This is a genomic window from Microbispora sp. NPDC046933 (genome assembly GCF_040644635.1).
Taxonomy (GTDB): domain Bacteria; phylum Actinomycetota; class Actinomycetes; order Streptosporangiales; family Streptosporangiaceae; genus Microbispora.
Genome location: NZ_JBEYWW010000027.1, coordinates 66,062 through 87,682, shown reverse-complemented (window position 1 = coordinate 87,682; position 21,621 = coordinate 66,062). Strand labels below are relative to the sequence as shown.

The 21,621-nt window shown below is 71.0% G+C and carries 19 protein-coding genes; 12 read left to right on the top strand and 7 right to left on the bottom strand.

The annotated features are described in order from the left end of the window. Positions 1-142: 142 nt before the first annotated feature. The 5 genes from ABZ857_RS30975 (at position 143) to ABZ857_RS30955 (ending at position 6,229) form a co-directional block, all read left to right on the top strand. Entirely contained in the window at positions 143-1,066 is a 924-nt protein-coding gene (locus ABZ857_RS30975; RefSeq protein ID WP_357049785.1) for a thiamine pyrophosphate-dependent dehydrogenase E1 component subunit alpha, read from the top strand. Further along, positions 1,063-2,040 (top strand): transketolase C-terminal domain-containing protein, encoded by a 978-nt coding sequence (locus ABZ857_RS30970; RefSeq protein ID WP_357049782.1) that lies wholly within the window; start codon positions 1,063-1,065, stop codon positions 2,038-2,040. Before ABZ857_RS30975 ends, ABZ857_RS30970 begins: the two co-directional genes overlap by 4 nt. After that, on the top strand, positions 2,037-3,323 hold the full coding sequence (locus ABZ857_RS30965; RefSeq protein WP_357049779.1) for a 2-oxo acid dehydrogenase subunit E2: 1,287 nt from the start codon (positions 2,037-2,039) through the stop codon (positions 3,321-3,323). Before ABZ857_RS30970 ends, ABZ857_RS30965 begins: the two co-directional genes overlap by 4 nt. A 4-nt stretch (positions 3,324-3,327) precedes the next feature. Then, positions 3,328-4,650 carry a GH1 family beta-glucosidase gene (locus ABZ857_RS30960; RefSeq protein ID WP_357049776.1) on the top strand — a complete coding sequence of 441 codons (1,323 nt, stop codon included), beginning with the start codon at positions 3,328-3,330 and terminating at the stop codon, positions 4,648-4,650. Positions 4,651-5,320: 670 nt separating this feature from the next. After that, entirely contained in the window at positions 5,321-6,229 is a 909-nt protein-coding gene (locus ABZ857_RS30955) for an aldose 1-epimerase family protein (RefSeq protein ID WP_357049773.1), read from the top strand. 36 nt (positions 6,230-6,265) lie between these two features. Here ABZ857_RS30955 and ABZ857_RS30950 read toward each other — a convergent pair whose 3' ends face one another. Then, complete coding sequence (locus ABZ857_RS30950) at positions 6,266-7,456, bottom strand: transposase (RefSeq protein WP_357049770.1); 1,191 nt, start codon at positions 7,454-7,456, stop codon at positions 6,266-6,268. A 364-nt stretch (positions 7,457-7,820) separates the two neighbouring features. Here ABZ857_RS30950 and ABZ857_RS30945 point away from each other — a divergent pair, with 364 nt between their 5' ends. Next, positions 7,821-8,849 carry an aminoglycoside phosphotransferase family protein gene (locus ABZ857_RS30945; RefSeq protein WP_357049767.1) on the top strand — a complete coding sequence of 343 codons (1,029 nt, stop codon included), beginning with the start codon at positions 7,821-7,823 and terminating at the stop codon, positions 8,847-8,849. Positions 8,850-8,891: 42 nt separating this feature from the next. On the opposite strand, the gene ABZ857_RS30940 is transcribed toward ABZ857_RS30945, so the two are convergent. After that, a complete protein-coding gene (locus tag ABZ857_RS30940) occupies positions 8,892-9,059 on the bottom strand; it encodes a hypothetical protein (protein WP_161627906.1) in 168 nt (55 codons plus the stop codon). A 119-nt stretch (positions 9,060-9,178) separates the two neighbouring features. Between ABZ857_RS30940 and ABZ857_RS30935 the strand changes: the two genes are divergently transcribed. Then, positions 9,179-10,426, top strand: a complete 1,248-nt coding sequence (locus ABZ857_RS30935) for an FAD-dependent oxidoreductase (RefSeq protein WP_357049762.1) — start codon at positions 9,179-9,181, stop codon at positions 10,424-10,426. 44 nt (positions 10,427-10,470) lie between these two features. After that, positions 10,471-11,808: a class II 3-deoxy-7-phosphoheptulonate synthase gene (locus ABZ857_RS30930; RefSeq protein ID WP_357049881.1), complete on the top strand. Its 1,338-nt coding sequence runs from the start codon at positions 10,471-10,473 to the stop codon at positions 11,806-11,808. Positions 11,809-11,937: 129 nt separating this feature from the next. On the opposite strand, the gene ABZ857_RS30925 is transcribed toward ABZ857_RS30930, so the two are convergent. Further along, entirely contained in the window at positions 11,938-12,303 is a 366-nt protein-coding gene (locus ABZ857_RS30925) for a thioredoxin domain-containing protein (protein WP_357049759.1), read from the bottom strand. A 122-nt stretch (positions 12,304-12,425) separates the two neighbouring features. Here ABZ857_RS30925 and ctaD point away from each other — a divergent pair, with 122 nt between their 5' ends. After that, positions 12,426-14,111: a cytochrome c oxidase subunit I gene (gene ctaD, locus ABZ857_RS30920; RefSeq protein ID WP_357049756.1), complete on the top strand. Its 1,686-nt coding sequence runs from the start codon at positions 12,426-12,428 to the stop codon at positions 14,109-14,111. Positions 14,112-14,159: 48 nt separating this feature from the next. On the opposite strand, the gene ABZ857_RS30915 is transcribed toward ctaD, so the two are convergent. The 3 genes from ABZ857_RS30915 to ABZ857_RS30905 all read right to left on the bottom strand — a co-directional run bounded on the left by ABZ857_RS30915 (position 14,160) and on the right by ABZ857_RS30905 (position 18,232). Next, positions 14,160-16,613, bottom strand: a complete 2,454-nt coding sequence (locus ABZ857_RS30915) for an ExeM/NucH family extracellular endonuclease (protein ID WP_357049754.1) — start codon at positions 16,611-16,613, stop codon at positions 14,160-14,162. A 176-nt stretch (positions 16,614-16,789) separates the two neighbouring features. Continuing rightward, complete coding sequence (locus ABZ857_RS30910; RefSeq protein WP_357049751.1) at positions 16,790-17,671, bottom strand: universal stress protein; 882 nt, start codon at positions 17,669-17,671, stop codon at positions 16,790-16,792. A 90-nt stretch (positions 17,672-17,761) separates the two neighbouring features. Further along, entirely contained in the window at positions 17,762-18,232 is a 471-nt protein-coding gene (locus tag ABZ857_RS30905; protein WP_357049748.1) for a universal stress protein, read from the bottom strand. Between the two features lie 341 nt (positions 18,233-18,573). Here ABZ857_RS30905 and ABZ857_RS30900 point away from each other — a divergent pair, with 341 nt between their 5' ends. Beyond that, complete coding sequence (locus ABZ857_RS30900) at positions 18,574-19,305, top strand: permease prefix domain 1-containing protein (RefSeq protein WP_357049745.1); 732 nt, start codon at positions 18,574-18,576, stop codon at positions 19,303-19,305. On the opposite strand, the gene ABZ857_RS30895 is transcribed toward ABZ857_RS30900, so the two are convergent. After that, positions 19,265-19,588: a helix-turn-helix transcriptional regulator gene (locus ABZ857_RS30895; protein WP_357049742.1), complete on the bottom strand. Its 324-nt coding sequence runs from the start codon at positions 19,586-19,588 to the stop codon at positions 19,265-19,267. The genes ABZ857_RS30900 and ABZ857_RS30895 overlap by 41 nt on opposite strands. An 84-nt stretch (positions 19,589-19,672) precedes the next feature. Between ABZ857_RS30895 and ABZ857_RS30890 the strand changes: the two genes are divergently transcribed. Both ABZ857_RS30890 and ABZ857_RS30885 read left to right on the top strand, forming a co-directional pair. Continuing rightward, positions 19,673-20,860, top strand: a complete 1,188-nt coding sequence (locus tag ABZ857_RS30890; RefSeq protein ID WP_357049739.1) for a cytochrome ubiquinol oxidase subunit I — start codon at positions 19,673-19,675, stop codon at positions 20,858-20,860. Between the two features lie 13 nt (positions 20,861-20,873). Then, positions 20,874-21,620 (top strand): cytochrome d ubiquinol oxidase subunit II, encoded by a 747-nt coding sequence (locus ABZ857_RS30885; RefSeq protein WP_357049737.1) that lies wholly within the window; start codon positions 20,874-20,876, stop codon positions 21,618-21,620. Position 21,621: the final 1 nt, after the last annotated feature.

Genomic DNA, 21,621 nt, shown 5'->3' with positions numbered 1-21,621 from the left:
GCCGCCCTTACCGGACCTACCCTCCGTGGGAGCGCTCCCAGTAGGGTGCTCCTGTCAATGGATGCTGGTGCTCCTGTCCCTGACAGCCGGGCCCGGCGTCGAGCGCGCCCCCGACCAGAGACGCACCAGGAGCGAACCACCTGTGACCGTCACCGCTGCACCGCCCCGGAGCCCGCGGCATGTCCTCAACGACCGGGATCTGCGCTCACTCCTCCTCATCAGGCACTTCGAACGGGCCCTGCTCCGCCTGTTCGAGCAGGGCGTGCTGAGCGGCACCACCCACACCTGCCTCGGGCAGGAGTACATCCCCGTCGCGCTGTCCGCGCTGCTCAGGGACGACGACTTCGTGTTCAGCAATCACCGGGGGCACGGCCACTTCCTCGCCCGCCATCCCGACCCCCACGGACTGCTCGCCGAGATCATGGGGCGGGAGGGCGCGCTGTGCGGGGGCGTCGGCGGCAGCCAGCACATCTACCACCGGCGTTTCCTGTCCACCGGGGTGCAGGGCGAGAGCCTGCCCGTGGCGACCGGGGTGGCCCTGAAGCTGGCCGGCACGGGAGCGCTGGCCTGCGCGTACGTCGGAGACGGGACCTGGGGCGAGGGCGCCGTCTACGAAGCGCTGAACATGGCGTCCCTGTGGCGGGTGCCGCTGCTGGTCGTGGTCGAGCACAACGGCATCGCCCAGTCGACCCCCACCTCCGCGCAGATGGCCGGCACCATCGCCGCCCGGGCGGCGGCCTTCGGCGTCCGTCACCACCACGTCACGTCCGCCGACGTCGGCGAGATCAGGGCGGCCCTCGCCCCGCTGGTCGACACCGTGCGGGCCGAGCCGTCCCCGCTGGTCGTCGAGTTCGCCACGCACCGCCTCGGGCCGCACAGCAAGGGCGACGACACCCGCCCGCCGGAGGAGATCCGCCGGGCCCGGGAGTCCGACTGGTACGGCCGGTACGCCGAGGCCGATCCCGAGCGGTTCGCGCGGATCGACGCGGAGCAGCGGGAGCTCGTCGAGCGGGTGGTCGCCGAGGTCTCCGCCCGCCCCTTCACGTCGCCGGAGCCGCGGTCGTGACCCGGGTCTCCGAGCATCTCAACCAGGCGCTGCACGATCTCATGGAGTCCGACCCCTCGGTCCACCTGCTCGGCGAGGACGTCTGCGACCCGTACGGCGGCGCGTTCAAGGTCACCCGCGGACTGTCCAGCCGCTTCGGCTCCCGGGTGAGGTCCACTCCGCTGAGCGAGGGCGCGATCGCCGGGGTCGGGGCCGGCCTGGCCCTGGCCGGCGACAAGGCCATCGTAGAGATCATGTTCTCCGACTTCGTGGCGCTGGCGTTCGACCAGATCACGAACTTCGCCGCCAAGTCCACCTCGATGTACGGCAGGCCCGTGCCGGTGCCGCTCGTGGTGCGCTGCCCCACGGGCGGCAACCGCGGCTACGGCCCGACCCACAGCCAGAACCCGCAGAAGCACTTCATCGGCGTGCCGGGCCTGTCCCTGTTCGAGATGACGCCGTTCCACGACGCGGGCGAGCTGTTCACCCGGATGTTCCAACTGGCGCGGCCCTGCCTGTTCTTCGAGGACAAGGTCCTGTACACGCGGCAGATGCACCGCGCCGACGACCTGTTCCGGTTCGAGCTGGTGGACGACGTGGCGCGGGTGTACCTCGACGGCGCGGGCCGGCCCGACTGCACGCTGGTGACCCATGGCGGGCTCGTCCACCGGACGCTCGACGCCATGCGGTCGCTGCTCCTGGAGGACGACCTGGTCTGCGAGCTGCTGGTGCCCGCCCAGCTCTACCCCGTGCCTTATCTGCCGGGGCTGGAGGACGCGCCGCACGTGTGCGTCGTCGACGACGGGACCGAGGGCGGCACCTGGGCGGCCGAGGTGGCCACGGTGCTCTACCCGCGCCTGTGGGGCCGCCTGCGCCGCCCGATCACGCTGGTCAACTCGGCGGACGGAGTGATCCCCGCCGCCCCCCATCTCGAACGTGAGGTGCTCGTGCAGGCCGATCACATCCGGGCCGCGGTACGGGAGGCGCTGTCTTGACCGACTTCCGGGTGCCCAAGCTCAACAACAACGACACGACGTACGTCCTGGTCGAGTGGCTGGCCGAGGACGGGCAGGCGGTGCGGGACGGCGATCCGATCGTGCTGCTGGAGACGTCCAAGGCGACCGAGGAGGTCGAGGCCCCGCGGCCCGGCGTCCTGCGGCGACTGCTCGCCGAGGGAGCGGAATGCGAGCCGGGACAGGTGATCGCCCGCCTGCTCGGGCCCGGGGACGAGGCCACGGATGAGGCCACGGATGAGGCCGCAGGTGAGGCCGCAGGTGAGGCCGCGGGCGAGACGGCGGGTGAGGCCGCGGGGAAGGCCCCGGACGAGGACCCGCGGAGGCCGGACGCTCCGGCGCCGCTCGCCGGCGGGTCCGACGTCGTCGTCACGGCGCCCGCGCGCGAGCTGATCGAGGCGCACGGCATCGCCATGGAGCGGGTGTACGCCCTCGGCCGCAAGGTGATCAGGCGGACCGACGTCGAGGAACTGCTCGCGGGGGGCAGCACGGGCGCGGACGGGAACGACCGGACCGCCCCGGACGACGCCCCGGCCCCGGCCGGCGCTGACGGGGACGGCGACACGGAGTGGATCACGCTGTCCCGGGCCCAGCAGCGGACGGCCGAGGTCGTCGAGCGGTCCCGGCGCGAGATCCCGGCGGCCTACACGGCGATGAACGTCGACGTGACCGAGGTCCTGTCGCTCGCCCGCGACCTCACCCGCCGGCTGCGCACCCTGGTCGGCCTGCCCGAGATGGTGGTGAAGGCGGTCGGCGGGCTGCTCGACCGCTTCCCGATGTTCTTCGCGGAGCCCGCCCCGGGCATGCGGGGTTCGGGCATGCGGGCGAGGCGAGCCGCCACCGCCGACGTCGGCGTGACCGTCGACGTGGGCCGCGGGTTGTTCATCCCGGTCGTCCGCGACGCCGGCAACCGGCCGCTCTCCGAGGTCGCCGGCGACCTGGTCGGCTTCCGCAAAACGGCGCTCACCGGGTCGTTCCGGGAACGCGACCTCCAGGGGGGCGCCATCACGCTCACCCTGCACACGCACGACGGCATCGTGTTCGCCGTCCCGATCGTCTTCCCCGGCCAGACGTGCGCGCTGTCGCTGACCGCGCCGCGCTCGGAGGTCGTCCAGGACGGCTCGGGCTTCGCCGTACGCAAGACCGCCACAATCGGCCTCGCATACGACCACCGTTTCATCAACGGTCGCGATGCCGCGGAGTTCCTCGGCGAACTCCGGGCGGCGCTCGAATCACCCGCGCGTTTCCTCACCGAGAATGGATGAAGCCATGAACTCACCCGCACGGTTTCCGGCCGACTTCGTCTGGGGCGCGTCCACCGCGGCGTACCAGATCGAAGGCGCGACCACGGAGGACGGCCGCGGGCCCTCGGTGTGGGACACGTTCTGCGCGGTCCCCGGGAACGTACGCGACGGTGACACCGGGGAACAGGCCGCCGACCACTACCACCGCTACAACGAGGACCTGGACCTGATCGCCGATCTCGGCCTGGGCAGCTACCGCTTCTCCATCGCCTGGCCGCGGATCCAGCCGACCGGCTCGGGCAAGCCCAACCAGAAGGGCCTCGACTTCTACCGCCGGCTCGTGGACGGCCTGGCGGAACGCGGCGTCCGGCCGATGGCCACGCTCTTCCACTGGGACCTGCCGCAGGAGCTGCAGGACCGAGGGGGCTGGGAGAACCGGGACACGGCCGCGCGCTTCGCCGAGTACGCCGAGATCTGCTTCGACGCCCTGGAGATCAGGGACTGGCTGACGATCAACGAGCCCAAGACCGTGGTCGACTGCGGATACCGCGCAGGCACCCACGCGCCGGGCGTCAAGGACGACGCGCGCGCGTTCGTCGCGTGCCACCACCTGCTGCTCGCCCACGGCCTCGCCTCGCGCGTGCTGCACGAGCGGCACCCGGGACGCCGCATCGGACCGGCGCTCAACCTCCACCCCACCTACCCGGCCGACGACACGCCGGAGGCGCGCGAGGCGGCTCAGCACCAGGACGGCCTGGAGAACCGCCTCTACCTCGACCCCATCTTCAAGGGCCGCTATCCCGAGGACACGCTGCGCTGGATCTCCGAGCGCGGCCCGATGGCCGACCACATCCTCGACGGGGACCTCGGCGTCATCGGCGAGCCCATCGACGTCCTCGGCGTGCAGTACTACACGCCGATCTTCGTGGACGGCAAGGGCGAGCGGGTCTTCCTGCACGAGCGCGCCCAGGCCGAGTGGCTGGAGATCTACCCCGAGGGCCTGCACGACATCCTCGTCCGGGTGCAGCGGGACTACCCGGGGGTGCCGATCGTCATCACCGAGAACGGCCTGGCGATCGTGGACGGGGTCGACGCCGACGGCCGTGTCCGCGACGATCGGCGGATCGCCTACCTGCGCGACCACCTGGGTGCCGTGCACCGCGCCATGGAGGCCGGCGCGCAGGTCGAGGGCTACCACGTGTGGTCGCTGCTCGACAACTTCGAGTGGGCCGAGGGATACAGCCAGCGGTTCGGCATCGTGTACGTGGACTACAGGACGCAGAAGCGCACCCCCAAGGACAGCGCGCTCTGGTACCGCGACGTCGTGAAGAGCGGCGAGCTGCGCTGACACCCGTACGGGCCCGCGCGGCCCGACGAGCGGACACGGGGCGCACGGGCCCGCTTCGCAGGCCGCGAGCGGGCCCTGTGAGGCCCTGTGACGCCCTGAGGGGGTCCCTGAGCGGGCCCTGAGCGGGCTGGGCTCTGAGCAGGTCCGGTGCGACGCCGCCTCACGCGGCGCACCGGCCCGGCGGAGTTCGTGCCGCCCGTCCGCGGCTTTTCCCCCGGCGGCGACCCGGCGTCCGCGGCCCGGCGTCCACGACCGGCGTCCGCGGGCCGGCCCCTCATGGTGCGGCGGCCGGGCGTGGTCGCATGGCGAGCAGGCCGCCGCCGGCGTCCCGGCCGTGGGCCCGGACCCACGTTCCGCGGCGGCTTTCCGCGGCGGCGCGATGACGGCCGCCCGGAGCGGCTGAAACTTTCAGCACGGACCGGTGGGCGATCGCCCATGCACGTGCACGCGAGGACCCGTCTGCGGCAAATTGGTGCTGTTATACCGATCTACGCGATAATCCCGAGAATAAGTTGACGCGTCAGCCGAAAAGACTTAGCTTTACCGGCGGTGGGAGCGCTCCCACCCTTCTCCCACCCCGCTTGGATCAAGGGCGATGAGCTGGGATAAAGTCCCTGCATACCGTCAGATGACCCGCTTCTTGACGTCGCGTCAGCGAGAGGACTCCCCCGTGCCCGATTACACCATTGCCGGCGGCGGTTACCAGGCCACGATCAGCGAGCGGGGCGGCGCGCTCCGGACGTTGCGCCACGAGGGCCGCGATCTGGTGACGAGCTGGCCGGAGGGCGGGCCGGTCCCGTACTACAGCGGCACCATCCTCGCGCCCTGGCCGAACCGGGTGGTCGGCGGCACGTACGTCTTCGAGGGGCAGCGCCGCCACCTGCCGGTGAACGAGCCCGACCGCGGTCACGCCCTGCACGGCCTGGTCGCCGGCCTCGACTGGAAGTGCGCCGAACTGCTGTCCGTGGAGGACCACCACGGCCACGTACGGCTGACGCACGTGGTGGAGCCCACCGAGGGCTACCCGCACAGGATCGCCCTGGAGGTGCGGCACTCGGTGTCCGAGGAGGGCCTGTCGACCACGCTGACGGCGCAGAACGTGGGCGAGACGGCGGCGCCGTACGGCTGCGGGCCGCACCCGTGGCTGCTGGCCGGGCCGGACGTCACCGCCTACGAGCTCGGCCTGCCGGCCGGGCGGGTGCTGCTCACCGACGACCTGCTCGCCCCCACCGACCTGGTGGAGGTCGCGGAGACGCCGTACGACTTCAGGACGCCGCGCGCGATCGGGGACACCGCCGTCGACCACGCCTTCACGGACATGACGGAGGGGCGTGTGCGCGTGCTCGGCCCCGAGGGCGGGGTGGAGCTCACCTGGGACCCGGCGGTGATGCCGTGGGTCCAGATCTGCACCGGTACGGGGCTCGGCCACCGGGGGCTGGCCGTGGAGCCGATGACGTGCCCGCCCGACGCGTTCAACTCGGGCACCGATCTCATCGTTTTGCAGCCGGGGGACAAGCACGAGGCCACCTGGACCATCGCGGTCACCACTCCGGTCTCCTCCACGTCATTGGAAGGCTGAGTGACTCCTCCGCTCCCTGAGGGGAGCGGCTTCTCGCTAAGCCGCTTCCGCAGCGTCACGAAGGGCAAGCCCTGCCCTGAGAATGTTGATCGCCGCGTTCACGTCGGGGTGCGCGGCATACCCGCACCCCGTACATCGGAACTGCGCTTGGCTGACGCGGTTGTCCTTCGCGCAGTGCCCGCACCGCGAGCAGGTGCGGGAGGTGTTGCGGGGATCGACCGCGATCAGCTCGCGACCGGCGCTTTCAGCCTTGTGCGCGAGCACACGCAGGAACACCCCCCAACCCGCGTCCAGGATGCTCCGGTTCAACCCCGACTTGGCCGCGACGTTCCGCCCAGGCTGGGCGATCGTGCCGGCGGCCGAGCGGGTCATGTTCGCGATCCGCAGGTCCTCATGCACGATCACGTCATAGCCGCGGACCAGCGCGAGCGCCGCCTTGTGCACGCCGTCCACGCGTTGACGGCGGACCTTCGCGTGCAGCGCCGCCACCCTCGCCACCGCTTTCCGCCGCCGCCTGGACCCCCGCTTCTTGCGGGCGAGAGCCCGCTGGGCCGCCGCGAGACGTCCGGCGGACGCCTTCAGGTGGCGCGGGTTGGCCAGGGGGTCACCGTCGCTGGTGGTGACCAGCGATGCCACGCCCATGTCGATCCCGACGGCCGCGCCCGTCGCGGGCAGGGGGTCGGCGGGGACGTCATCGCACGACAGGATCACATACCAGCGGGAACCCTCCCGCTTGATACTGATCGTCTTCACCCGGCCCTGGACCAGGCGGTGCTGGTGCACCCGGACATGCCCGATGCCCTGCAGCCGCACGTAGGTCGCGGCCGGGTTTTCGGGCTGACAGTCCCGCCGGCAGCCGTCCCCATCCCTGGGCCAGGTCACCGTGTCGAACCAGCCGCGCCCCTTGAAACGCGGGAAACCCGGTGTACGGCCCTCGCGGACCCGGGTGAAGAACGCGGCGAACGCCTTGTCCAACCGCCGCAAGGTGGCCTGCTGAGAGGAGAACGACCACCGGCCCTGACCGGTCGGGTCATCGGCACGGATGTCCTTCAACTCCCCAGACTGGTCACCGTAACGAATCGTGACGCCCGCCTTGCGGTAGGCCGTCCGCCGGTGCTCCAAGGCGGCGTTGTAGAGGACCCGGTGATCCTCAAGGCAGGCGGCGAGCGAGGCGGCCTGCTTGCCGGTGGGGCGCAGCAGGAATGTGAACGACCGGCGCACACCCACCCCCCACGTTCCTCTCGCGTTGAGTAATCAGAGCACCACGCTATCGGAAGGCGCCGACAAAGCCCGAAGACAGCAAGCCCGGAATCACCGGTGAGCCAAAGCAGGCCGCACATCAGCTCTTCACGGCGGGCCTTCACCCGGCCACCCAGAACGGGACGGCGGTACTTCGGACACCACACCACGTGCGACCTGAGGTCATACGCCGCACCGGGGAAGGCGCGCACCTGACCTCACACGATCACCATGAAAGCACCGCCCATCTAAACCACCAGGGAAAGGAACCCTCGATGAGCCCGGAGAGAAAGCCAGTCAGGGACGGCATTCCCCCGTCGCCTGAAGACGACGGTCCCCTGCCGAGGTTCTGATGGACAGCAAGACGAAAAGGCGGTTGTCCCCGGCGCAACTCAACGAGGTCATCCGCGACGCGCTGGGCTGCGGGGTGACCTCGTCCGAGGAGCTCAACGACGGCATGGCGAACGCCGTCTGGCGGCTCGGCCTCGACGACGGACGTCAGGTGGTGCTCAAGCTCGGGCCACCGCCCGACCTGCGGTTGCTGACCTACGAGCGGCACCTGCTGCGCACCGAGGCGATGGTCTACCACCTCGCCCAGCCCGTGGGGCTGCCGATGCCCGCCCTGCTCAGGGCGTCGTTCGACGACCCGGCGCTGGGCGGCGACTACCTCATCCTGTCCGCGCTCGACGGGGTGCCGTGGAACCGGACGACGCTCAGCCCCGCCGAGGAGAGCGCGCTGCGGTTCGAGCTGGGCCGCCACCTCGCCCGCCTGCACACCATCCCGGGCACGGGCGTCTTCGGCTACCCGTACGCCGGGCTGACCGGCCGTACGTGGCGCGAGGCGTTCCTCGTCATGGTCGGCGCCCTGCTCGACGACGCGGTCTACTACAACACCCCGCTCCCCACGACGATCGTCGAGATCGTCGGGCTCGTCCACATGAACGCGCACGTCCTCGACCAGGTCACCGCCCCGTCGCTGGTGCACTTCGACATGTGGCCGGGCAACGTGTTCCTGGACGGCGACAAGCGCGTCCAGGCGCTCATCGACCACGAGAGGGCGTTCTGGGGCGACCCGCTCGCCGACTTCGTCACCCCCACGATCTTCGGTGAGCTGCGCGAGGACGATCCGATGCTCGCGGGCTACCGGCAGGAGGGCGGCCCGGTGACGCTGGACCACGCCGCCCGCGTCCGGATGGCCCTCTACCGGGTCTACCTCTACCTGATCATGCTGGTGGAGGACGGCCCGCGGCAGTATCCGGAGGAGTCCTACGCGTCCACCAGGGACATCACCACGCGCTCGCTGGTCGCCTGCCTGGACGTACTGCGCGGGGCCTACCGGGAGGGCGGGCAGCGTCTGGCCGGCCCCCACGCCCGCGTCTGAGCGTCCGGGACCGGCGAAGGCGAAGGCGAAGGCGAAGGGAGCCTACGCCTCCAGCGTGAGGGACTGCGAGCCGCATCCGTTGCCGGTGTGCGGCTCGGAGTCGCCGGTCGCGGCGAGGGCCGCGGGCGCTCCGACGGTCAGCGACGCCACAAGGGACAGGACCATCGCCCCGGCCGCGACGCGGGGCAGGTGACTGACACGAGCACTCACAACGGACTCCTGAAGGCCGACTCCATTGATCACAAAATAGCGGTGCCGCCTCCACTCCGGTAGGCCCACATCTGGCGTCCCGATCCCTCGCGTGAGATGATTTCAGCGGGTGATGAATTATGGAGACGACATGTGTGATCGCGGGCGGCGGGCCCGCGGGGGCCATGCTCGCGCTGCTCCTGGCCCGCGCGGGCGTCGACGTCACGTTGCTGGAGAAGCACGCGGACTTCCTGCGCGACTTCCGCGGCGACACCATCCATCCCTCGACCCTCCAGGTCCTGGACGAGATCGGCCTGGCCGAGGCGTTCCACCGGCTGCCGCACCGCAAGGCGTACGAGATGTCCATGCGGACCGACGACGGCCAGGTCCCGATCGCCGACCTGCGACGCCTGCCGGGCAAGTACCGCTACATCGCCTTCGTCCCGCAGTGGGACTTCCTCGACCTCATCACCGGTGAGGCGCGTGCCCACCCCAACTTCCACCTCCTGATGAACGCCAAGGTCGTCGACCTCGTACGGCACGACGGCGCGGTCCGCGGGGTGCGCTACCGCGACGAGCGCGGCGAGGAGCACGAGATACGGGCCGTGCTCACGGTCGCGGCCGACGGCAGGCACTCGGACGTACGGCGGGCGGCCGGCCTGGCGCCGAGACGGTTCGGCGCGCCGATGGACGTCGTCTGGTTCCGCCTGCCGCGCGCGGAGGGCGACCCCGGGCAGCCGTTCCTGCGGGCGTCCGCCGGACGGCTCATGGTGGCCATCAACAGGGAGACGTACTGGCAGCTCGCCTACGTCATCCCGAAGGGCGGCTTCGCCGCGCTGGAGGCGAAGGGCGTCGGCGAGCTGCGCCACGAGGTGGAGCGGCTGCTCCCCTTCCTCGTCGGCAGGACCTCGGAGCTGCGCGGCTTCGACGAGGCCGGCGTGCTCAGCGTGGAGCTGAACCGGCTCACGCGCTGGCACCTGCCCGGGCTGCTGCTGATCGGCGACGCGGCGCACGCGATGTCGCCGGTCTTCGGCGTCGGGATCAACCTCGCGGTGCAGGACGCGGTCGCGGCCGCCAACATCGTCGGGCCGGCCCTGCTGCGCGGCCGGGCCCCCGCCGCGCTGCTGGCCAAAGTGGCGCGTCGCAGGAAGGTGCCCACCATCGTCGTGCAGACCGCGCAGCGGGTGGTGCAGGAACGCCTCATCCGGCCGGCCCTCGCCGGTCCCGTGGCGCGGATCCCCGATCTCACCCGCGTGCCGGTGCTGCGCTCGCTGCTGCCCCGGTTCATCGGGCTCGGCGTGCTGCCCGAGCACGTACGTCTTCCGCCGCGAGAAAAAAGATCTCAGCAAATGGACAGGAAGGGGCCCACACGGGACATGGTGCAATAACCTTGGTTCCCGTGAGCGCATCGAACCTCGACACCGTGAGCGGCCTGGGCACCTGGCGTGAGCTGGACACCTGGCGGGACCTGCCCGCGGCCCAGCAGCCGGACTGGCCGGACCGCGGCGAGCTGGACAAGGTCGTCGCCGAGCTGGCGTCCCTGCCCCCGCTGGTGTTCGCCGGCGAGTGCGACCAGCTCAAGGAGAGCATGGCCGCCGTGGCGCGCGGGGAGGCGTTCGTCCTGCAGGGCGGCGACTGCGCCGAGACCTTCGCGGGCGCGACGGCCGAGAACGTGCGCAACAAGCTCAAGACGCTGCTGCAGATGGCGATCGTGCTGACCTACGCGGGCCGCGTCCCGGTCGTGAAGATCGGCAGGCTCGCCGGGCAGTTCGCCAAGCCGCGGTCCAAGCCCACCGAGAGCCGCGACGGCGTGGAGCTTCCGGCCTACCGGGGCGACATGGTCAACGGCTTCGACTTCACCGCCGAGTCCCGCCGCCCCGACCCGAACCGGCTGCTGCGCGCCTACCACTCGGCGGCGGTCACGCTGAACCTCACGCGGGCCTTCACCAAGGGCGGCTACGCCGACCTGCGCCAGGTGCACGCCTGGAACCAGGACTTCGTCGCGGAGTCCCCGGCGGGGCGGCGCTACGAGCAGCTCGCGCGGGAGATCGACCAGGCGCTCTCGTTCATGCGGGCCTGCGGGGCCGACCCCGAGGAGTTCCACACCGTGGAGTTCTACTCCTCCCACGAGGCCCTGATCCTCGACTACGACCGGGCGCTCACCCGGATCGACTCGCGTACGGGCCTGCCCTACGACGTGTCGGCGCACATGGTGTGGATCGGCGAGCGCACCCGGCAGCTCGACGGGGCGCACGTCGAGTTCTTCAGCCGCATCCGCAACCCGATCGGCGTGAAGCTCGGCCCGACGACCACGCCCGAAGAGGCCATCGCGCTGATCGACAAGCTCAACCCGGACAACGAGCCCGGGCGGCTCACCTTCATCACGCGGATGGGCGCGGACAAGGTCCGCGACGCGCTGCCGACGCTGGTGGAGAAGGTCAACGCCAGCGGCGCCACCGTGGCCTGGGTGTGCGACCCGATGCACGGCAACACCTTCGAGGCGCCGAGCGGCCACAAGACCCGCCGCCTCGACGACGTGCTCGACGAGGTCGCGGGCTTCTTCGAGGTGCACCACGCGCTCGGCACCCACCCCGGCGGAATCCACATCGAGTTCACCGGCGACGACGTGACCGAGTGCGTGGGCGGCGGGCACGCGATCGTGGAGGAGGACCTGGCGCTGCGGTACGAGACCGCCTGCGACCCGCGCCTCAACCGCGGCCAGTCGCTCGACCTCGCCTTCCGCGTCGCGGAGCTGTACCGGTCGAGCTGATCCGCATCGGGTCTGAAACCGGCCGTCCGAAGCCTTCTGAAATCCGCCGGCCTTCTTGAATCCGCCGTCGCCCTCCGATCACTCGGACGGGGTGACGGCGGTTTCCGTTTCCGGGTGCGGCCCGGAACCTCAGCTGTTCTTGGCCTCCGCCTCGATCTGGGCGCGGATGGAGTCCATGTCGAGCGCGCGCAACTGCCGGATCAGGTCCTCGAGCGCCGGCGCGGGAAGGGCGCCCGGCTGCGCGAACACCACGATGCCGTCACGGATCGCCATGATCGTCGGAATCGCGGTGATCTCGAAGCCCTCCGACAGGGCGGGCTGCGCCTCGGTGTCGATCTTGCCGAAGGTGATGTCCTTGTGCTCCTCGGACGCCTTCTCGAAGATCGGCGCGAAGGAGCGGCAGGGGCCGCACCAGGAGGCCCAGAAATCGAGCAGTACGATGCCGTTGTCGGCGATGTCGTTGAAGTTCTTCTCGGTTACCTCGATGGTCGCCACGGGCGACTCCTTTCGCTCGGTCTTCAGCGGGCATAACCAGCCGGACAATCCCAGCATTCCATTCGCGATGAGCCTCGTGTGATTGGGCAGGAGACCTCCTTGACATAAGAAGGAGCACCCGGATGACGACTCATGCCGTACGGCCGACCGACTTGACGGGCCAGAAGGGCACAGGCGCCCGGATCGCCTCGTGGCTGTCGACCACGGACCACAAGGTGATCGGCAACCTCTACCTGGTCACCACGTTCTTCTTCTTCCTGGTCGGCGGCCTGCAGGCGATGGTCATCCGGGCGGAGCTCTTCGAGCCCGGCATGCAGTTCGTCACGTTGCAGCAGTACAACCAGCTGTTCACACTGCACGGCACCATCATGCTGCTGTTCTTCGCGACGCCGTTGTTCGCCGGGTTCGCCAACGCGATCATGCCGCTGCAGATCGGCGCTCCGGACGTGGCGTTCCCGAGACTGAACATGGCGAGCTACTGGCTGTTCCTCTTCGGCGGCCTGATGGTCCTCGGGTCGTACTTCGCGGGCGGGGCGCCGACGTTCGGCTGGACGGCCTACACTCCGCTGGCGCGCGCGGATTTCACCCCGCAGCTCGGCGGGGACCTGTGGGTGATGGGCCTGGCGCTGTCCGGCGTCGGGACGATCCTCGGCTCGGTCAACTTCATCACGACGATCATGTGCATGCGCGCCCCGGGCATGACGATGTTCCGGATGCCGATCTTCACGTGGAACGTGTTCTTCACCTCGATCCTCGTGCTGCTGGCCTTCCCGGTGCTCGCCGCCGCGCTGCTGGCGCTGGAGCTCGACCGGAAGGTCGGCACGCATATCTTCGACCCGCAGACCGGCGGTTCGCTTCTGTGGCAGCACCTGTTCTGGTTCTTCGGCCATCCGGAGGTCTACATCATCGCGCTGCCGTTCTTCGGCATCGTCACCGAGGTGATCCCGGTCTTCAGCCGCAAGCCGCTTTTCGGGTACGTCGGGATGGTCGGCGCGACGATCGCGATCACCGCGCTGTCGGTCACCGTGTGGGCGCACCACATGTTCGCCACCGGGAACGTGCTGCTGCCGTTCTTCTCGCTGATGACGTTCCTGATCGCCGTGCCCACGGGGGTGAAGTTCTTCAACTGGACCGGCACGATGTGGCGGGGCCATCTCACGTTCGAGACGCCGATGCTGTGGGCCGTGGGCTTCCTCGTGACGTTCCTGCTCGGCGGGCTGACCGGGGTGATCCTGGCGTCGCCGCCGCTCGACTTCCACGTGACCGACACCTACTTCGTGGTCGCCCACTTCCACTACGTGGTGTTCGGCACGGTGGTCTTCGCGATGTTCTCCGGCTTCTACTTCTGGTGGCCGAAGCTCACCGGCAGGATGCTGAACGAGCCGCTCGGGAAGATCCACTTCTGGATGCTGTTCATCGGCTTCCACATGACGTTCCTCATCCAGCACTGGCTCGGCGCGCAGGGCATGCCGCGGCGGTACGGCGACTACTCGCCCACCGACGGCTTCACCTGGATGCACCAGGTGTCGAGCGTCGGCGCGTTCCTGCTCGGGCTGTCCACCCTGCCGTTCCTCTACAACGTCTGGTGGTCCGCACGGCACGGGGAGAAGGTGACGGTCGACGACCCGTGGGGGCACTCCAACTCGCTGGAGTGGACGACGTCCTGCCCGCCGCCGCGGCACAACTTCGTGTCGATCCCGCCGATCCGCTCCGAGCGGCCCGCCTTCGACCTGCGCTATCCGCGCCTCGGCGGCGAGCCGGGCGAGCCGCCGGAGACCAAGCGGGACTTCGTCGATCCCAACGCCTGACCGGCGACAGGGGCCCCCGTCGCCGGGGGCCCCTTCGCGTGCGGGTCGTCAGCCCTTGCCGCCGGGCAGGTTCAGCCCGATCAGCAGCGGGTCGTGGTCGGAGGAGCGGAACGCGTCGGGCCGGTAGAGGCTCGGCGGGTTGTACTCCAGGTTGTAGTCGAGGATGCGCGGCTCGTCGGCGTTGACGTGCCAGATGGTCGCCCCGGTCACCCGCTTGGCCAGCTGCTTGCCCGCCATCGCGTGGTCGAGCTCGCCCGACAGCCCGTTGAACAGGTAGCTGTAGCGCTGGGCCGCCGGGACGAACCGCTTGGACAGGCTGGTCAGGCCGCCCTTCTCCAGGGTGTGGATCGGGTCCTCCTCGCCGTACGCGTTGAGGTCGCCGATCACCAGCGGGTTCGGCAGGTCCATCGAGTCGATGAGGCCGAGCACGGCCTTGGCCTGCCGTACGCGCTCGTCGTTGTAGCAGCTCTGCCCGTCGCCCTGGTCGGCGTCGCCGCCGGTGGCCTCCTCGTCGCAGCCCTTCGACTTGAAGTGGTTGACGAGCAGCGTGAACGGCTGCCCGCCGCCTGCCCGGCGGAAGGTCTGGATCAGCGGCGGCCGCCGGAAGACGGGGTCGGTGGACGACCGCGTCTCACCCACGGGGGTCACCTTCGCCGGCTTGTAGATCGCGGCGACGTGGATCAGGTCCGTGCCCGGGTAGGGGTGGGTCAGGGCGGCGTACGTGCCCGCGCCCACCTCGGCGTTCAGGGCGTCGACCAGCGCGTTGACGGCGGTCTGGCCGTTGTTCTCGACCTCCATGAGCCCGACGACGTCGGCGTTGAGGCCCTTGAGCGTGGCGACGATCTTCTTGAGCTGCCGCTGCTGTTCCTCCACCGTGTCGGCGCCGCGCGAGTCGAGCGTCGTGAACCAGTTGAGCGTGTTGAGGCTCGCGACGCGGACGTTCCCGCCGACCGGCGCAGGCGCCGGCAGCCGGGGGTTGGTGCGCAGGAAGGTGATCTGCTCGGTCGGCTCCAGCCGGTAGGCCCCGAAGCCGTAGCTCAGCACGCCGGTGATCCCCACCGCGGTGTCACCGAGGCGGACGACCTGCGGCGTCGTGTGCGGGATGGTGGCCGGGTTCTCGGTGTTCGAGCCGTCGTCGATCAGCAGCGACCTGCGGGCGTCCAGCGCGGGGTTCACACCGCTCCTGTCGGTCCGCTGGAAGAGCCTGCCGCCCGCGGCGACCGTCACCTCGCCGTACCGGCCGAGGTTGTAGTGGTCGGTCACGGTCAGCGGCTCGGGGAAGGTCACGAGCACGTTCTCGTACGGCTCGAAGGTCGCTCCCTCGGCCCGCGGCAGGTCGTAGACCTTCGGCTTGATCGTGCCGGTGCCGCACACGTCCACCGCCGTGACCGGGGACAGCTCGGTGAGCCCGTTGAACTCGGTGACCCGGCCGGTGACGAGCACCCGGTCACCGACCTTGACGTCCTTGAACGACGCCCGGGCGAACGCGAACAGGCCGTCGGAGGTGGCCGGGTCGGCGTCGGGCGTCGGGTCCTGGAAGTAGAAGCCGCTCTGCTGGCCGGTCTGCTGGAAGTCGCCGGTCACGATCCCCTCGACCCGGACCGTCTGCCCTGCGAGCGGGGAGGTGTCGCCGCTGCCCTGGACCTCGGCGATCTGCCGGTTCGCCGGCACGTCGCACGGGGCGACGCTGGGCGTGGGCGACGGCGTCGGCGAGGCGGAGGGCGACACCGACGGCGAGGCGCTCGGCGAGGCGGACGGCGACGGCGAGGCGGCGCCGCAGGGAGCCGGAGGCGTCGCCGTGTTGCGCGGCGCGGGCGTGCCCGCGGCGAAGTCCGCGGCGTTGTCGTCGGTGTCCGCGCATCCGCCGCCGGCCCGCACCGCGGCGGTGGAGTTGCCCAGGCCCGGGGCCGCCGCCGTTCCCTCGAAGTAGTTGGCCGTGCCGTACCCGACGAGGTCGGCGATCTGCGCGGTCTGCTCGGGCGAGCAGGGCGAGGAGCCGCCGTTGCAGGCCAGGCCCGTGGCCGAGCGGACCAGGGCGACCTTGCCGGCCGTGGCGCTCAGGCTGAGGTTGCCGACGGTGTCGGGCGACGGCAGCGCACCGCTCGGCGTCGATCCGGCGGAAAGCTGGACGAGGTGGTACTGACCGGGGGCGAGCGAGCCCGACAGGTCCTGCTTCTGGGAGCCGAACAGGCCGGTCCCGGTGGCACTCGTGTACTGGAGGGACCAGCCGTCCAGCGAGATCGCGGCGGTGCTGCGGTTGAACAGTTCGACGTAGTCGTTGGTGTAGGGGGCGCCGGAGTTGCCGCCGCCTCCGTACACCTGGCTGATCACCACGGCGCCCGGCTCGGCGGAGGCGGGCGCCGGCGACGCGACCGCGACGCCGGCGGCCAGGAGACCGGCGGCCGCGAGCGCGGCGACCGCGCGGGTGCCGCGTCTCACGCCACGTCTGAGGTCGTGGCCACCGGGGTGGTCATCGGGACAGGCCCGGGATAGAGCACGCATGCCCCGGACTTTAGGGGCAGACCACCGCGACACCAGGACCAATAAGTGTCTTTAACACAAACTTGTATGGATTTGCCGATTGCCTGGCGTCGTATCCGTAGGCGTGCTGCCCTTGCGCGTCGCGATTCGGGATGGATCGGTCCCATCCGGATCGGTCCCACCAAGTCAGCGGCGGCTCAGCAGTGGACGACGGCCACCGGACAGGTGACCGCGTCGATCAGCGGCCGGGTGACCGACCCGAGCCTGCCGAGCACGCCCCTGGCGCGGGTCGCGCCGACGACCAGCATGGTCGCGCCGGGAGAGGCGCCGGCCAGCACGTCGAGCACGGGCCCCTCGACGGACTGGAGCAGGGTCTGCACGTCCGGATACCGCGCCCGCCAGGGCTCAACCGCGGATTCCAGTGCCTCGACGGCCTCCCCGCCGGGGACGTCGGACATCACCATGGGCGCCATGCCCGCGCTCCAGGCGGCGGCCGGGTAGCGCCAGGCGTGCACCGCGATCAGCGGCAGCCCGCGCAGGGCGGCCTCCCGGTAGGCGAAGGCGAGGACGTGGTCGTCGCCGCCGCCGACGCCCACGACGACGGGGCCCGGGTGCCTGCGATGCGGCAGCGACCCCGTGCCGCGGACCACGATCACCGGGCAGAGCGCGTGCGTCGCGACGTGCCCTGCCACCGAACCCATCACATGGCGGGCCGCGCCGCTCAGGCCGCGCGATCCCACGACGACGAGGTCGGCCGTCTCCGACAGCGCGACGAGCCGGTCGCGGGCGGGTCCCTCGAACAGGTCCTCCCGCACGCGGACGCCGCTGGTGCACTGCCGGGCGCACTCGGCGCCGTGCCACAGCACATGCTCGGCCGCGTGGTGCAGCGACTTGCGCGCCTCCTCGTCGCCCGGGCCGTACGGCGACTGCCAGGCGTGGCAGACGGTGATGGGCGCGTCCCGGAACTCGGCCTCGTCCATCGCCCAGTCGAGGGCCTGCATGGCGAAGTCGGAGCCGTCGTACCCGACGACGATGCCCGGGTTGGTGACGGGGCCCCCGGCCGGGCTGCTGGGTTCCATGCCCTCATGCTCCAGCCGGGCCGTAGGGCCCCGGCAGGGCGGAAAGTCCCGAGACCGGGAGGACGTCCGGCCCCTGGCGAGGTCAGGAGGTCAGGACCGGCTGCCCGCGAGCATCCCGGGACGACGGTCGTGCTCCATGCCGGGCAGCACGACGACGACCGGGCACCTGGCCCGCAGCAGGCAGGCGGACACGACCGGGTTGAGCACGGGGTACGGCTCGGACTCGGCCTCGTGCGCGCCCAGCACCAGCAGGTCCGCGCCCTCGGTCGCGCGCAGCAGGACCTGGGCAGGCGGCCCCTCGACGACCACGGGCTCGACGTGGCGCTCGCCGAGCTCGGCGACGGCCTGGCCGGCGACGTCGAGAGCGGTCCTGTGCTCGTCCTCGCGTGAGGTGCGGCTCGCGATCGGCGCGTAGTGGGCGTGCAGCCCGCCCGTCCACTCCCAGGCGTACACCGCCTCGACCCGCGCACCGCGCAGCGAACCCTCGGCGGCGGCCCACCGCAGTGCGGCCTGCGACGCCATCGACCCGTTGATGCCCACCACGATCTTCGGCTGGTTCACGTTCCGCCTCGCTCTCCGCGCTCTCAGTCTCGCCGACCAGGGTTAACAGGGTGTTGCCGCGGCGAAACGGTCAGAAGACACCGCCCATGAGCATCCCTGTACCCAGAAAAACCCCCTGTCCCTCCCACCACAAAAGGGACAGGCGATGTCTTGGGGGGTTGGGCCACACCTGAAGACAGGGTATCTGCGAACCGGAGCGGTGCCGCGCCGCCGGTTTGCCGATCCGAAGGCGCCCGCCGACCCTCTCGTTACCCACCCGGCCCCTCGGTCCCAGGTCAGGGATCACCCTGATGCGCCCCGGACGCCCCGGCCGTACGCTTGCGGCAGACCGGGGAGGGACGATGGGGAACGCGGGTCCGATCGACGAGTACGTCGCGTCGATGCGTCATGCGCTGCGGGGCCCGAGCGGCGCCAAGCGCGACCTGCTGACCGAGGCGCGCGACAGCCTGCTCGACGCGGCCGAGGCGTACGAGGGCGAGGGTCTTTCTCGGGCCGAGGCCGAGCGGCTGGCGGTCGCCGACTTCGGGACCGTGCCCGAGGTCGCGCCGGGCTTCCAGGGGGAGCTGACGGTGAGCCAGGGCCGCCGCACGGCCGCGCTGCTGTTCCTCAGCGTGCCGCTCATCGCGTTCATGTGGGCGGTGATCTGGCGGGTCTTCCCCGAGAGCCCGCATGTCGACGAGATCAAACCGGTGTGGTTCGGGCTGCTGGCCAGGACGGTGGACCTGCTCCAGCTCAGCGTGGGCGTGATAGGCGGCGTCGCGCTGCTCGCGTTCGGCCGCGGGGCGCGGCGCATCCGCCGTCCCGTGCGGCTCACCCGGTGGCTGGGGTTGTTCGTCTGGATCCAGACGCCGCTGGTCGGGGCGATGGGCCTGACGCTGGCGGCCGCCGCCCACGGCCCGGAGGGATTCTCCGGCTACCTCCCCGGGCTGGCCGTGTCCCTGGTCAGCTACGCGTTGACGGTGTGGCAGCTGTACAGCGCGGCCCACTGCCTGCGCTGCACCAGGATGGCTTCCGCGCTCACTGCAGCGGGTCTCAGCGCAACGGATCCAGGACGCTCCCTATCGCGGTGGTGAACGACCGCCAGGCCGACCGTTCCCCCGCCAGCGCCTCGCGCCCGGCGTCGGTGAGGCGGTAGGTCCGCCGTTTGCGCCCGCCGTCGGAGGCCCACTCGCCGGCGAGCAGCCCGGCCCGCTCCAGCCTGCGCAGCGCGGGGTAGACCGTGCCCGTCGGCACGTCGAGTGCGCCGCCGCTGCGCTCGCGCAGCGCCTCGATGATCGCGTAGCCGTGCAGCGGCTCGCGCTCCAGCACGGAGAGCAGCAGGGCGTCCATATGGCCCCGGAGCGCATCGGCGTTCACGCCCGCAGCCTATCCCGGTTCTTCACGCGTCCCAGTCTATATGTAGGCTGTCTATATGTAGGCAGTCTACGCATGGAGAAATCAATGGACGTCGTCGGCCTCGCCCGGCTGCAGTTCGCCGTGACCGGAAGCCTCCACTTCCTGTTCGTCGTGCTCACGCTCGGGCTGGCCCCGCTGGTGGCGATCATGCACACCCGGTACGCCATCGGCGGGAACCCCCTGTACGGGCGGATGACCCGTTTCTGGGGGCAGATCTACGTGATCAACTACGCGCTCGGCATCGTCACCGGGCTCGTGATGGAGTTCCAGTTCGGGCTGAGCTGGAGCGGGCTTTCGCACTACGCGGGCGACGTGTTCGGCGCGCCGCTGGCCATGGAGACGCTGCTGGCCTTCTTCCTGGAGTCCACGTTCCTGGGCCTGTGGATCTTCGGCTGGCACCGGCTGCCGCGCGGGCTCCACGTGGCCTGCATCTGGCTGGTGACGCTGACGGCGTACGCCTCCGCGCTGTTCATCATGGTCGCCAACTCCTTCCTGCAGCACCCGGTGGGCTCCGCCGAGGAGGGCGGACGGCTCGTGCTGCGCGACTTCGGCGCGCTGTTCACCAACCCGACCCTCGTCTTCGCGCTCCCCCACGTGCTGAGCGCCGGGCTGTGGGCCGGCGGGTTCGTCGTCATGGGCGCCAGCGCCTACCACCTGTTCCGGCGCACCCCCGAGCGGGAGTTCTTCACCCGCTCCCTGCGCATCGGGGTGCTGACCGCCTTCATCGGGTCGCTGTTCACGGTCGGGTTCGGCTACGCCCAGTTCGGGCCGGTCAGCGATGTCCAGCCGGACAAGTTCCACGGGGCGGTCCCCGGCACCGCGCTCGGACTGATGATCATGATTGGGCAGCTCGTCCAGTTCGCCGTGATGTTCGCGCTGGCGCCGCTGCTCATCCGCGACCTGCTGGCCCGCTGGCGCTGGACGCACCCGCTCCTCATGCTCATGACCCCGCTGCCGTTCGTCGCGGCGATCGCCGGCTGGCTCGTCCGCGAGGTCGGCCGCCAGCCCTGGCTGGTGTACGGCAAGCTCTCCGTGGCCGACGCCCTCACCCCCGGGCTGACCCGGGCGGACATCACCGCCTCCTTCGCGGGTTTCGCGGGCGTGCTCGGGCTGCTCGCCCTCGTCGACTACGTCCTCATCGCCCGTGCCGTACGGCGCGGCCCGGGACAGGTCGCCCTCGGCGCCGCGGACCTTCCGGTCACCGCGGAGCCCGTCCCCGCCCACTCGCTGTAGAGGACGTGCCTCCATGGACATCTTCTGGTTCCTGACGTTCGCCGTCCTGCTGGCCGGCTACTTCGCCCTGGAGGGCTTCGACATCGGGCTCGGCGTCCTGCTGCCCGTGCTGGGCCGCTCCCCCGCCGCCCGGGACCGCCTCGTCGGCGCGATGGCCCCGTTCGTGCTCGCCAACGAGGTGTGGCTGGTCGCGCTCGCCGGTGTGCTGTTCGGCGCGTTCCCCGTGCTGGAGGGCCAGGCGCTGAGCCGCCTGTATCCCCTCGTCGTCGCCCTGCTGCTGGCGTGGATCGTGCGCGACGCGGGGCTGTGGTTCCGCCGCAGGGCCGGCGGCGCCGCCTGGCGGCTGGTGTGGGACGGCGCGCTGTGGGCGGGTTCGGCCGGGCTGGCGCTCGCCTGGGGCGCGATCCTGGTGGCCGTCGCGCGCGGCCTGCCCGCCTCGCCCTTCGACGCGCCGGGCATCGCGGGAGGTGTCGCGCTGCTCGCGCTGCTCGCCTGGCACGGGCGCACCTTCGCGGCGTGGCGTCTGCAGGACGGCCCCCGTGCGAGCGGCCGGGCGTTGCTGCTGTCGGCCTGCGCCGCCGCCGCGCCCGCGGTGCTGGTCATGGCGGCCGCGGCCGCCCACATGCTCGGCAACGCCGCCCCGGATCAGACACTGACTGTGCTCAGTGTCATGGTGGTCCCGGTCGCCCCGATCCTCGTGGGCGCGCAAGTATGGGTGTGGCGCACCTTCTCCAGGGGCGCGCTGCCGACGTTCTTCTGAT